Source organism: Rhodococcus sp. no. 34 (assembly GCF_054589475.1).
Genome location: NZ_BAAILK010000028.1, coordinates 9,623 through 21,660 on the forward strand (window position 1 = coordinate 9,623; position 12,038 = coordinate 21,660).

A 12,038-nucleotide genomic window follows, 5' to 3' on the forward strand; every position below is an offset into this window, starting at 1 on the left:
GGCGATCGCCGAATCCCTCGGCGGTTCGGTTGAATTCGATCCATCCAACCTCGTCGTGCAGTGGGGCCGTAGCGGACTCGCCGACGAGGCGCGTCGACGCGGCCTCATCTAGCCACCCCCATCACTGATTCAGAACAGGAAACCGTAGATCTCATGACCGTTCGCGTCGGATACTTCCCACACAACAATTCGCTGTTCGTACTGCGCCACACCGGATTCCTCGAACGCCGTCTCCCCGATGTCGAGTGGGTGGACCTGCGTGAGCTGCCCGCCAAGCCTGCAGTGAACCCGGAAAACGCCTTGCCGACCCTGCACTCGGACTGGCTGTTCGAGGAGGGCGGATACGACGTGATCGGAACCGGATTCACGCCGCCCGTCACCGGATTGGCCCAGGGCCGCGATCTCGTCTACATCGGAATCTCCGCCCCCCGCGTGGAGAACGGGCGCCTGGTAGTCAAGGCAGAGTCCGAGATCAACACGGTTGAGGACCTGCGTGGCAAGCGCGTCGGCATCGCGCACGGATCGTGGCAGACCACACTTTTGTTGTTCGCCTTGGATCAGGCGGGGCTGACCTGGTCCGACATCGTCCCTGTCGACACCGACGTACGCGGTGGTGGAGCGGACCTCGTCGACGGCACCATCGATGCCTGGGTTGGCGCGTACCCGGGGCTGACGGACATCGAAGCGAACCACGAACTGCGCACGCTGATCGCCACCGACGGACTCTTCAGCCACCCCTCACTGTGGTTCACCCGGCGCGATTTCGCGGATACCAACCCGGAGGCCCTCCAGGCGATCATCGAGGCCCTGCAGGAATCCGACGCCTGGATCGAAGCCAACCCCCGCGAAGCCGCCCAGGTCTTCGTCGACGACGTCGAGAAGCGTGGCGGGTCCGCGAGCCTCGATGCCTGGGAAGCTGCACTGCGCGGACGTCCTTTCGGTGTCAACCCTGTCACCGACGAGTTCCTGGACGAGCAGCAGCGCGCGGCCGATCTCCTGCTGAGCAACGGACTACTGCCGAAGGCGGTCACCGTCCGCGAAGCAGTCGTGCCGTGGATCAGCGAGTTCGTCGGTTCGGATCGTTCGTCGATCTGAGGACCCACTCCTGACAGATCCGCTTCACACGTGACAGATACCGAACGGTCTGCCATTGTGAAGGAATGCGGCGGCGCGTGGGTGAGAGTTGGTCCACGCGACCAGTCTCAGGGGTAACCCCTGGGTCGGCCAGAAGAATTGGATACTGCGTCCACCGGCGTTCGGCACGCTCCGCGTGCTTGCCGCCGCACCGGACAAAGGATTTGGTCACCCCGCCCCGTCGCATCCCGGAGTCGAATCATGCGTGACTTCGAGCTCGATCCCGAGTTGGCGCGTCGTCTGGCCGTTGCGGCCGCTGACGCTCCGTGGACCCTCAGCGGCCTCGAGGAGGCATTCGGAACCGTCTTCGGCGTTTCCCCGACGCTCCTGGCCGTGCGCGTTCTCGACCTCATGCCCGCTCCACCGTTCGAACCGCAGACTCTGTATCGATTGCTTCGCGAACTACCTCGCCTGCGGCCTGTTCCTCTCTCACTGGACACCAATGAAACCTCGGTGTGGCGGTTCGACGTTCCCCGCTACAACACCAGTGTGGACCTGGCTCGTTCACTGGATCTGACGATCTCCGAACTCGAGTGGTTCGCCGACCGAGGGGAATGGCTCCGCACGAAACCCCGACCGCTACGCCACTACCGGCCGATGCAGATCAGCAAGAAGGCCGGCGCTCGCCTCCTCGAGGTACCGAAACCCCGATTGCGCGAAATTCAGCGGAAGATCCTGCGCCGCATCCTCGACCAGGTTCCCCCGCACGACGCGGCACACGGATTTGTCCGTGGTCGAAGCCCTCTGACTTTTGCAGCTCCGCACGCACAGTCGGAAATCGTGATCGGCGCGGACCTCGCGCAGTTCTTCCCGTCGATCAGCGGCAGCCGCGTTCATGCCGTCTTCGCCGCCCTCGGCTATCCACCCGCAGTGGCGCGCGTTCTCACCGGATTGTGCACTGTTGCAACACCTGCCGATACCCTGCGCGGCCTACCGTATGCACAGGCATCACAGCTACGCACCGCGCATCTTCCGCAAGGCGCACCCACTTCTCCTGCGCTGGCGAATCTCGTCGCACGCAAACTCGACATCCGCTTGAGTGGACTCGCACAAGCGAACTGGCTCACCTACACCCGATACGCCGACGACCTCGCGTTCTCCGGAATCGAAGTAGCCGACGTCGGCACCCTCCTCTGGACGGTCGAGCAGATCGCCAGAGACGAAGGGTTTGCCATCCATCCACGAAAGACCAAGGTGATGCGCCCTCATCGACGCCAACACCTCACCGGGCTGGTGATCAACGACCAACCCTCGTATCCGCGCGACGACTACGAACGCTTGCGCGCCCTGCTGCACAACGCCGCCAGTACTTCTGCGCAGGAACAGAATCGGGACGGTATCGAGAACTTCCGCGCCCACATCTACGGCCGGATCGCGCACATCGGCGAAACCAGCACTACACGCCGACGCACATTGCTGCGCCTGGCTGAACGTGTGGATTGGGACGGCTAGTGCCCGCGAGCAGTCAGACCCGCGGGGTGTAGGCCATGCATTCGACCTCCATGTGCGCACCCAGTGCCAGTCCGTCTGTTCCGAACGCACTGCGGGCCGGCAGTCTCGACGCCGGGAAGTACTCGAGGTAGACCTTGTTGAACTCCTGCCAACGAGACATGTCGTCAAGCATGACAGTACATTTGAAGATTGCTTCGACGCCGGAACCGTAAGCGATCAGCGAAGCCACGATGTTCTCCATGGTCTGACGAGCCTGCGCTTCGAAGCCGTCGGCCAAAGTCCCGTCCGGGAGCATGCCGATCTGACCCGACAGATACAGAACGTCTCCGACGCGCACTCCGGTGGAGAACGGCGTATCGAAAGCGGGTGGGATGAACTCGACGGTCTGAGATGAATCCATTAGATCTCCTCGGAGTTAGAATATGCGTGACGAGTTGGCGTTTCAGCGCACTGGGCGCGCACGAACATCGGCCAGGAAGTGCGCCACCAACTCGTTCCACGCGTGTGGGTCCTCGAAATAGGGGGAGTGGCCGCGGTCGGCAAGTTCGACCACTTCGGCGTGGGGCAGGAACTCGGCGGCGCTGCGAATCCGCTCGGGTGTCATCAAATCGTCCAGCTCACCCGCGATCAGCAGAACCGGCGCCGTCACCGCGGCAAGATCGCTCGGCGAGTAGTTGTGGGCCTTGAGAATTCGGAAGAACTCGGTGTCAGGTGGGCGATGACCGAAGGTGCCGAGAGCTTGGTACAGGTATGCCCTCGCCATGTCCAAGCTCGGCAACCGTCCGCCCACAGCGGGATGCTCCCCCAGGGGCCGCGCGGTGACGGGTGCTGCGGTGAGGGGAGGTGCGCTGTCCGGACCGAATCCGACGGGAATGCCGCCGGTCGTGCAGGCCAGGACTACCGACTCCACCCGGTCCGGAACAGCGATCGCGGTCCCCAATGCGGCCCAACCGCCCATCGACTGGCCGACCACGTGCGCTCGATCAACCGCCAACAGGTCCATGATTTCGATCAGATCAGAGACTGCCGCTACCGGGCCGTGGTTGCCGTTCTCGTTGGTAGAGCGGCCGAATCCTCGCTGATCCCAGCTGATCACCCGATAGTGCTGAGCGAAGTAGGGCACCTGCTGGTACCAGACGGCCGCATTTCCGCCGAGACCGTGCGTGAGAATCAGATCCGGGCCCTCGCCGGCAGTCTCGTACCAGACCCGTTCGCCGTCTGCGACGGTGATGAAGCCCTCGGTCCGTGAAATCATCCTTATTCTCCTGTGTCGGACGGGCGCTTGCCCGAAGTGTGGTCAGTGAGGAGTTGCTGCACTTCATCGGTGGCCCGCAGCAGGTGTTCTTCGACCATTCGCGTCGTTTTCGCATCGAAGTCGGTATCGAAACCGATCACCGTCAACGCACAGAGCGGAGACCCCTTGCGGGAAGACACTGCACGCGAGACCGAACCGATGATGTCCTGAGATCGTTTGTGGACAACGGCGAATCCGGTTTTCTGCGTCTCGGCGATGTCGGCGAGAAAGCCGGTGGGTCCTTCCAGTGGATAGCCACTCTTCTCCACCATCGCCAGGTAGGGCGCCCGGGTGTTGTCCTCGAGTGCCGCCACCAACGCGAGCGGACCCGCGAACCGGTGCGGCGGAAGCAGATCCCCGAGCATACGAGTGATCATCTTGAGTCGCTCGGGACGCAGCGCCGCGATGATCCGCGTCCCGCCGCTCTCGAGAACCTGCAGATTCACCATCATGTCCGTGCTCTCGGACAGCACCCGCATGGTCGGATCGCACAAGGCCGCCAACGAATGCGCTGCCGCTTCGTGGGAAACCTGCAGTGCAGCCGGGCCGGGGAGATAGCGACCGTCGTAGCGGAAGACCCAACCACGGTTCGCGAGTTCTCCGAGCACTCGGTGCGCAGTCGGGCGGAGCATCCCGACTTCTTCGGCCAGTTCGCTGAGTTTCATCGGCGTGGTCGAGCGCGCGATGGCCTCGAGTAGATCCAGCGCTTTGTCGACGGCGGATGCAGAACCCTTCGTCATCCGATCCCCTCCCGGTGCCGTGGATGTACCCGGCGATCCGAAATCTCGTGTTCTTGGAAAACCCTTGGCATTCGCCTAGGAAATTACTATAGTCACAACAATCGTTCCGGCGTACGGAATTCTTTGAGCGTCTTCACCTTCCCACCGGATTACCGGCAAGGAAGTCATATCTTTCCCAGCGAGAGGTTTTCGGACATGACGGTTGGACTTACCCTTCGGTCGACACCACGGTTCAGAGTTGTTGCCCTGGCCGCAGTCGCGACCGCGGCATTGGCACTGACAGGCTGTTCGAGCGACGCCACGGCCTCCGACGACGGGGGCACCCAGACCACCACGATTCGAATCGCACCTCAGCCGATCGCGGACTTCACACCGATTTGGCTCGGCATGGAGCAGGGGTACTTCACCGATGAGGGACTCGACATCCAACTCGTGGAGGGCGGCGCCAGTTCCTCGGCTCAAATTCCGTTGCTGCTCAGCGGAAATGCAGATATGGCAGCCACGACTGCCGCTGCCGCAATTCAGGCACGGAGCCAGAACATGCCCGTCACCATTGTCGGCGGGCTCACGAATTTTGCCGCAAATGACAGCGTCGACCAGTCCGGTCTCGTGGTCGCCAAGGACAGTTCCATCAGCGGCTTCCGTGACCTCGAAGGCAAGACCGTCGCGATCAGCGGTTTGAAGTCCGTCAGCGAAGCAGTCATCTCTGCCGCGGTGGAGAAATCCGGCGGAGCAGCGAACAAGGTCTCGTTCATTCAGGCGCCCATGCCCAACCTCGGCGACCTGGTTTCCACCGGCGGGGCCGACGCGGCATTCCTCATCGATCCGTTCCTGAGTAAAGCAACCGACTCGGGGCTGAAGATCCTCGGCCACCCCTTCCCCTTGGCCGCACCCGGTGTACCGGGGACCTCGCTGGTCGCTTCGGAATCGTTTGTCAATGCGAACCCTGACTCACTCGCGAAATTCCTTACCGCGCTTGCCAAATCAGTTGACTACGCCAATCAGAATCCGGGCGCGGTCAAGGCTGCACTCTCGACACAAGCCAAGATTCCGCTCGAAATGCTGGCCAACAGCAAGAATCCTCAGTTCGTCGCAGTAGTGGAACCGGGTGCTCTCGGCACGGAGATCGAACTGCTGGTCAAGTACGGGGTACTGACGGATTCGGTCGAGGCCGAATCCCTGCTGACCCCGGCCAACTGAGTTGTCCGCCTTGACAACCCTGCAGACTCGCCGCAGGCAGGTTCTGCTCGGTCGGCTGCTGACGCTCTTCGCGTTGGCAGCCGCCTGGCAGATCTTCGGAATGCTCGGCGACGAGGACGTCAAAGGTATTCCGAAGTTCAGCGACGTGGCAGTGGCCTTTGTGAACGAGCTCGGCACGTCCTCGTTGTGGACATCACTGGGACAAACGGTGACCACCACGGCGATCGGATTGGCGCTGTGCCTGGTGATCGGAATCCCGGCAGGGCTGCTGCTCGCCGCGCACCCGTTCCTGACGGTCTCCTCCCGCTTCGTCATCGACTTCTGCCGAACCGTTCCGCCGCTCGCAATCATTCCGCTCTTTCTGCTGATCATGGGCCCGACGCAACGGATGGCGGTGGCACTGATCGTGGCAGTAAGTGTGTGGCCGATTCTGCTCCAGACGATTCACGGTGTGCGCAACGTCGACCCGGAACTGCTGGCCACCGCACGATCCTTCCGACTTCCACTGTGGCGCAGGCTCGCTCTCGTCGTCGCACCGGCGTCGATGCCCTACATCTTCACCGGGATTCGCATCTCGGCAACACTGAGCTTGCTGCTTACCATCGGTGCAGAATTGATCGCCGGCGTGCCGGGACTCGGTAAGGAGATCCTGCTGAGCCAATCCGTTCCCGATCGAATGTTCGCACTGATCATCGTCGCCGGACTACTCGGAATGCTGCTCGCCTTCGCCGTGATGGCGATCGAGAATCGTTTACTTGCCTGGCATTACATCCCGAGGAGGATGACGACGTGAAGATGATGTCAGGACTTCGACTCCTCGCGTGGGAGTTGTGGCTGCCGATCTTGATCGTCGTCGTATGGTACTTCGGTTCGGAGTCGAGCAAGTCGCCTTACTTCCCGCCGCTGTCACGTATCTGGAAAGCGTTTGTGGACAACTGGTTCGGTCCGGGATTCGCCCACGACGTCGTACCGAGCTTGACCAACCTTGCCTTCGGTCTCGCCGTGGCACTGGCGGTCGGCGTCGGTGCCGGTCTCCTGCTGGCACTGTTCCCGCTGGCTGCCGACATCGCCGATCCGTTTCTCCAGTTCTTCCGCGCTATTCCGGCGCTGGCCGTATTACCCGCACTTTTCATCGTTTTCGGAACCGGTTCGACGGGTAACGTTGCCGCCATCGCCTTCGGCGCGGTCTGGCCGATACTCCTCAACACCCTCGACGGCATTCGCTCCATCGACCCGAGTATCCGATTGGTGGCGCGCAGCTACCGGATCCGTACACCCCTCCTGGTGACGCAGGTACTCCTCCCCGGAGCGATGCCGCAGATAACAGTCGGTATCCGCACCAGTCTCGCGATCGGTGTCGTCATCATGGTCGGAAGCGAAATGTACGTCTCCACTGCAGGAATCGGTCACTTCGTGATCGTCGCGCAACAGACCTTCGCGATCGCCGACATGTGGTCCGGAATTCTCCTGCTGGGAATCATCGGATACGTGCTCAACCTCGGATACGGCGTGATCGAACGATGGTTGCTCAGATGGCAGCCGCGGACCCACGACGCTCTCGCAGTGAAAGGAAACTGATGTCATCCACAGAATCTGCGGCATCGAAACCCGCAGTCGAACTGAGCGGCCTCGGGGTGACCTACGGCGGTCCCACCGGCCGCGAAGTGCTCCGCGGCATCGATCTGTCCGTTGCACCCGGAGAAATCGTCTGCATCGTCGGCCATTCCGGCATCGGCAAGAGCACGCTGATTCGTTGCATCGCCGGTCTGCAGAAGCCGACCACTGGTGAGGTCCGCATCGCCGGGATCGCGATCGATGCACCGCCGGCCACGCTGGCTCTCGTGTCACAGGACTACGGACGCACACTGATGCCGTGGCTTCGAGTGGGCGAGAACGTTCGCCTGCCGCTACGGGGCAACGGTCTGGCGCGGAAGGTTCAGAACGAGAGGGTTAGCGATGCACTTGCCGTTGTCGGTCTAGGCGGTGCTGCGCGTTCCTACCCCTGGCAGTTGTCCGGCGGAATGCAGCAGAGAGTGGCGATAGCTCGCGCTCTCGCCTATCGGCCGCAGGTACTCCTCATGGACGAACCCTTCGCGTCGGTCGATGCGCAGACCCGCGCGGAACTCGAAGACCTGCTGCTGACGCTTCAGCGTGATCTTGGCATCACCGTCCTCCTCGTCACCCACGACGTCGACGAATCGGTGTACCTGTCCGATCGAGTGGTCGTCCTCGGCGGAACTCCGGCATTGATGCAGGACATCGTCGACGTCCCGTTGACCGGAGCTCGAGATCAACTGACCACCAAGGCAGACCCACTGTTCATCGAGTGCCGTACCAGGGTCCTGTCCGCGATCCAGCAGTCGAAGGTGGTGGCGCCCGTGTCGTAAGCGCCTCGCCTAGGCTGGCTCCGTGATCCTTCTCCTCATCGGCCTCGCGCTGCTCGGATTCTGCGGCTACCGGTTCAGGCAGGATCGACGGAGGCTGAGCAACGGCGTCTACCTACTTCTCGGACTGATCTTCACCGGTCTGTGGATGTTGCAGTCGGGTGCGCCGGGAACCGAGGTCCCGTCGTTCGTCATCGCGACGATCGCTCTGCTCTCGCCGTTGCTGGTGCTCATGCTTGCAGGATTCCTGATCGTCAACGGAGTCACGATGCTGCGGCGCGAGGGATTCAGCGTCGCGAATCTGCTCTCACTCGTCGCCGGACTCGGCCTGCTCGTTCCCTACGTGTTGCTCGCAGCAGCGCTGCTGACGCAGAGATATTGGCTCGCAGTCGTTCTCGGTTCGTTCAGCCTGGTCGCGTCGTACCTGGGGTTTCTGTTCACGAGCTTTCTGCTCTACTCCTACGTCTACGGACGCCAGAAGTACCAGCCCGGAATGGACGCGATAGTGGTTCACGGCGCCGGGCTTTCGGGCGCCGACGTGACGCCCCTGCTTGCCAGCCGTCTGGACAAGGCGGCCGACGTCTTTCGCGCCGAGGTCCGCGAAGGACGTTCACCACTGTTGGTCGTGAGCGGCGGGAAGGGTTCGGACGAGGTGGTCAGCGAGGCGGAGGCAATGTGCGTCTACCTCGTCGATCACGGGATACCGCGCGAGAGCGTGATTCTCGAGGACCGCTCGACCACCACGCTCGAGAACCTCGAGTACACCAGGGACCTTCTCCGTGCCAACACCACGAAGCCTCGAATGGTGCTGGTCACCAGCAACTTCCACATCCTCCGAACTGCGACGTTTGCCCGAAGCCTCGATCTGGATGCGGAAGTCATCGGTTCCCACACCGCCCGGTACTACCTGCCGAGCGCCATTCTGCGCGAGTTCGCCGCCGTCACGGTGGAGCACAAGTGGCTCAACGGAACGGTCTGCCTGATCCTGGCCGCCCTGCCCCCACTGGTGGTCTGGGCGGCAGGAGGCATTTCGTAGCCGGATTCAGCGAATCAGGCTCTCGACGGCCATCGGTCGGCGACCCAGAAGCAGTTCGACGGCCGCGCTGCCGGCAAGAAAATCGTGGTGGTTGTAGAACTCGAACATCGCCGCCAGACGCGAGCTGGCGTTGACGTCAAGGCTGCTGCCGATCTGTTCGCGCCATTGATCCACGCTGATCTGATCTATCGCGACGGTCCGTGACGTCTGCTTTTCCACCATCTGTGCCACCTCCATGACGCTCAGAGCTTGCGGGCCGCCCACCTCGTACGTCGCTCCGTGATGTTCACCCGAGCCCTCGCTCAGTACGACCGCGGCAACAGCCGCCACGTCCGCCAAACTCACGAACGAGAACTTCGTTTCCGCGCTGTACGGCAGGACGATAATGTCAGACCGACCAGTGAGTACCGCCTCGAAATTCTGCGCGTACGCACATGGTTGCAGCACAGTCCATTTCAAGGGTGAACGATGCAGTTCGTCCTCACACCTGGCTTTGTCCAGGTGATGCGGCATGGACGGGCTGAACGGCCACGCGACGGAGTGATAGACAAAGTGCTCCACTCCCGCCGAAGCCGCTGCCGTCAGCGCATTGCGAAGCAGTGCGGGCTCGTCGGGATGGACGTTCGGGGCAATGAAGTACACGCCTCGGCACCCGGCGAGCGCCTTGCGCAGTCCGCTTCCGGTTTCCAGTTCTACCTCGAAGTCCCCGTCGACACGCGCCTTTCGCACCAGTCGCCGAACTGTCACGCTCGGCGGCAGTGCGGCGACGACGGCCTCACCGGTCTTACCCGCGGCGCCGATCACCGCGATGTCGGCGCCGCGAGCAATTCCGTTCTCCATGAGAGTTTTCCGTCCTAGACGTAGTCGTAGACCGCTGAGGTGGCGCCACCCGAAAGCTGCGCGTAGCCCGGACCCCGATCGAAGAAGGGCTCGTTCTCACCGCGTTCCGAGCGCAACTGATCCCGCAACTCCGTGGTAGCAGCCTCGTCGACGGTCGGCTCGTCACCCTCGATCATGACGACAACGCCGTAGTCGTCGCGTGCACCCTCGACGGAAACCTTGCGCCACTGAATGTCTCGCAAGACCTCTTCGGTCGGGCGCTCCAGTGGATCTCCCCAACCGCCACCACCGGTGGTGCGAATCCGTACGACCTCGCCGGCCTTGATCGGCTCGGCATCGGTCAGCGCGTCGAACTCACGCTCGTTCGGTCCACCCGGATCCAGGACGACGGAGAACGGCCGACCGGCCTTGCCGCCCTTGACTCCCCAGCAGGCGAGAATCGAACGGTCCGCGATGGACATGAAGTGAGCATCCTTGAGCATGCGGATGTGCTTCTCGTATCCCAGGCCGCCCCGGTAGCGTCCGGCTCCGCCGGAATCCATGGCCAGACCGAGCTTTTCGACGATGAAGGGGAAACGGCTCTCGGTGAATTCGGTCGGCAGGTTCCGTGAATCGGGAACGACGTGAATCGTGTCCTCGCCGTCGGCGTAGTAGCGTCCGCCGGAACCGCCGCCGAGCACCTCACGCATGAGGTACGAGTGACCCTCGAAGTCCTCACCGTAAACGCCGGTGTACCTGATGGTCTCCTGATCGGCGGGCATGTTGCCGTCCACAGCCTTGGCGACGACGCCGGCCAGCACTCCGAGCAGACGGAGGATGACGAACGTGCGCGCGTTGGTGGGGGCAGGGAAGATCGGGGTGATCAGTGTTCCCTTTTCGGGGAACTTCATCTCGATCAGCGGTACGACGCCCTCGTTGACATCCAGTTCGGCCATGCGCTCCGGGGTGTCCGCGAGGTTACGCAGAATCGGGGCCAACCACTTGATGAGGAAGTTTCCGTCCGCGTAGTCACCGCAGTGGTTGATCGGACCCTTTGCCTGCGGTCCGGTTCCGTTGAAGTCCAGGATGAGTCGCTCGCCGCCCTCGTCCTCCGGCCGCGTCTTCGTGAGCGTGATCCGCTGGATGTGGAGCATCGGTTCGTCGACGCCGTCGTGCTCGGCGTAGTCCTCCCACGTGTACTCACCGACCGGGATCTTGCTGAGGATCTCGCGACGGTACGTCTCGGTGGTCGCGTCCATCATCGCGTCGAAGCACGACTCGACGGTGTCGACGCCGTAGCGCTCGAACAATTCGGTGAGTCGACGCGCACCCATCAGGCACGCCGAGCACTCGGCGTCGAGGTCAGCTGCCAACGCATCCGGCATACGGGAGTTACGCGTCATGATGCGCAGTGCCGCCTCGTTGGGAACTCCCTGGTCCCACAGTTTGATCGGCGGAACCATCAGTCCCTCTTCGTACACCGTGGTGGCGCCGGACGGCATGGAGCCGGGGCAGCAACCGCCGATGTCGTCGTGGTGACCGAATGCCTGAACGAACGCAACAACTTTCGGCTCGGCATCGGGAGTGACGCGGGCGAAGACAGGCACCGTGACGCAGAGGTCAGGGAGATGGCCGATGCCACCTTCGGACAGGTAGACGTCGTTGTGGAAGTACACGTCTCCCGGCTTCATCGTCTCGAGTGGGAAGTCCCGGGCGATCGGATGAACCAGGGCGGAATACGAACGGCCCGTGAGCTTGCGGAGGTTCCGGTCGTGAATACCGGCGCGGAAGTCGTGAGCGTCACGGATCATCGGTGAGCGCGAGGTGCGCGAAATGGAGGTCTCCACCTCCATTTCCACGCTGGCGAGGTAACCGGCGACGATCTCGACCAGAATCGGGTCAGGTGACGCGCCGTCGGTAGCGGTGAGTCGGTACGGCTTGGCCGCGGTGGCAGCAGCAGCATCGAGAATGGCGGTCAT

The 12,038-nt window shown here is 62.6% G+C and carries 12 protein-coding genes and 1 pseudogene; 8 read left to right on the top strand and 5 right to left on the bottom strand.

Features of this window, described 5'->3' with window-relative positions:
- The 3 genes and pseudogenes from ACYP01_RS12590 to ACYP01_RS12600 all read left to right on the top strand — a co-directional run.
- Positions 1-112 (top strand): annotated as a pseudogene (locus tag ACYP01_RS12590) (class II aldolase/adducin family protein); the annotation flags it as partial.
- 41 nt (positions 113-153) lie between these two features.
- Complete coding sequence (locus ACYP01_RS12595) at positions 154-1,095, top strand: ABC transporter substrate-binding protein (protein WP_459680306.1); 942 nt, start codon at positions 154-156, stop codon at positions 1,093-1,095.
- Between the two features lie 240 nt (positions 1,096-1,335).
- Complete coding sequence (locus ACYP01_RS12600) at positions 1,336-2,586, top strand: reverse transcriptase family protein (protein ID WP_459680308.1); 1,251 nt, start codon at positions 1,336-1,338, stop codon at positions 2,584-2,586.
- Positions 2,587-2,599: 13 nt separating this feature from the next.
- Here the strand turns inward: ACYP01_RS12600 and ACYP01_RS12605 are convergent, their stop codons facing one another.
- Genes ACYP01_RS12605 through ACYP01_RS12615 form a run of 3 tightly spaced genes read right to left on the bottom strand, consistent with a single transcriptional unit; the run spans position 2,600 to position 4,620 of the window.
- Positions 2,600-2,986: a RidA family protein gene (locus ACYP01_RS12605; RefSeq protein ID WP_003946047.1), complete on the bottom strand. Its 387-nt coding sequence runs from the start codon at positions 2,984-2,986 to the stop codon at positions 2,600-2,602.
- A 42-nt stretch (positions 2,987-3,028) separates the two neighbouring features.
- The gene (locus tag ACYP01_RS12610) at positions 3,029-3,841 is read right to left on the bottom strand and encodes an alpha/beta fold hydrolase (RefSeq protein ID WP_050656903.1); all 813 of its coding nucleotides are present in this window, start codon (positions 3,839-3,841) and stop codon (positions 3,029-3,031) included.
- 2 nt (positions 3,842-3,843) lie between these two features.
- On the bottom strand, positions 3,844-4,620 hold the full coding sequence (locus ACYP01_RS12615; RefSeq protein ID WP_007735498.1) for an IclR family transcriptional regulator: 777 nt from the start codon (positions 4,618-4,620) through the stop codon (positions 3,844-3,846).
- A gap of 195 nt (positions 4,621-4,815) precedes the next feature.
- Between ACYP01_RS12615 and ACYP01_RS12620 the strand changes: the two genes are divergently transcribed.
- From ACYP01_RS12620 to ACYP01_RS12640, 5 genes are read left to right on the top strand one after another with little or no spacing between them, the layout of a single operon-like run.
- Positions 4,816-5,820, top strand: coding sequence for an ABC transporter substrate-binding protein (locus ACYP01_RS12620; RefSeq protein WP_459680311.1), 1,005 nt, complete (start codon positions 4,816-4,818; stop codon positions 5,818-5,820).
- 10 nt (positions 5,821-5,830) lie between these two features.
- Complete coding sequence (locus tag ACYP01_RS12625) at positions 5,831-6,613, top strand: ABC transporter permease (protein ID WP_007735497.1); 783 nt, start codon at positions 5,831-5,833, stop codon at positions 6,611-6,613.
- A gap of 2 nt (positions 6,614-6,615) precedes the next feature.
- Entirely contained in the window at positions 6,616-7,398 is a 783-nt protein-coding gene (locus tag ACYP01_RS12630) for an ABC transporter permease (protein ID WP_202426591.1), read from the top strand.
- Positions 7,398-8,207, top strand: a complete 810-nt coding sequence (locus tag ACYP01_RS12635; protein WP_030537951.1) for an ABC transporter ATP-binding protein — start codon at positions 7,398-7,400, stop codon at positions 8,205-8,207. The genes ACYP01_RS12630 and ACYP01_RS12635 overlap by 1 nt, the downstream gene beginning before the upstream one ends.
- A 22-nt stretch (positions 8,208-8,229) precedes the next feature.
- Complete coding sequence (locus ACYP01_RS12640) at positions 8,230-9,240, top strand: YdcF family protein (RefSeq protein WP_459680313.1); 1,011 nt, start codon at positions 8,230-8,232, stop codon at positions 9,238-9,240.
- A 6-nt stretch (positions 9,241-9,246) separates the two neighbouring features.
- Here the strand turns inward: ACYP01_RS12640 and ACYP01_RS12645 are convergent, their stop codons facing one another.
- Positions 9,247-10,080, bottom strand: coding sequence for an NmrA family NAD(P)-binding protein (locus tag ACYP01_RS12645; RefSeq protein ID WP_459680315.1), 834 nt, complete (start codon positions 10,078-10,080; stop codon positions 9,247-9,249).
- A 14-nt stretch (positions 10,081-10,094) separates the two neighbouring features.
- Positions 10,095-12,038: hydantoinase B/oxoprolinase family protein (locus ACYP01_RS12650; RefSeq protein WP_125052442.1), on the bottom strand; the 1,944-nt coding region annotated here is incomplete at its 5' end.

Bases quoted from the DNA above. Each gene is read 5' to 3' on its own strand.
- ACYP01_RS12610 (WP_050656903.1), bottom strand. From the start codon at position 3,841: ATGATTTCACGGACCGAGGGCTTCATCACCGTCGCAGACGGCGAACGG.
- ACYP01_RS12600 (WP_459680308.1), top strand. From the start codon at position 1,336: ATGCGTGACTTCGAGCTCGATCCCGAGTTGGCGCGTCGTCTGGCCGTT.
- ACYP01_RS12605 (WP_003946047.1), bottom strand. From the start codon at position 2,986: ATGGATTCATCTCAGACCGTCGAGTTCATCCCACCCGCTTTCGATACG.
- ACYP01_RS12620 (WP_459680311.1), top strand. From the start codon at position 4,816: ATGACGGTTGGACTTACCCTTCGGTCGACACCACGGTTCAGAGTTGTT.
- ACYP01_RS12630 (WP_202426591.1), top strand. From the start codon at position 6,616: ATGATGTCAGGACTTCGACTCCTCGCGTGGGAGTTGTGGCTGCCGATC.
- ACYP01_RS12595 (WP_459680306.1), top strand. From the start codon at position 154: ATGACCGTTCGCGTCGGATACTTCCCACACAACAATTCGCTGTTCGTA.
- ACYP01_RS12615 (WP_007735498.1), bottom strand. From the start codon at position 4,620: ATGACGAAGGGTTCTGCATCCGCCGTCGACAAAGCGCTGGATCTACTC.
- ACYP01_RS12635 (WP_030537951.1), top strand. From the start codon at position 7,398: ATGTCATCCACAGAATCTGCGGCATCGAAACCCGCAGTCGAACTGAGC.
- ACYP01_RS12645 (WP_459680315.1), bottom strand. From the start codon at position 10,080: ATGGAGAACGGAATTGCTCGCGGCGCCGACATCGCGGTGATCGGCGCC.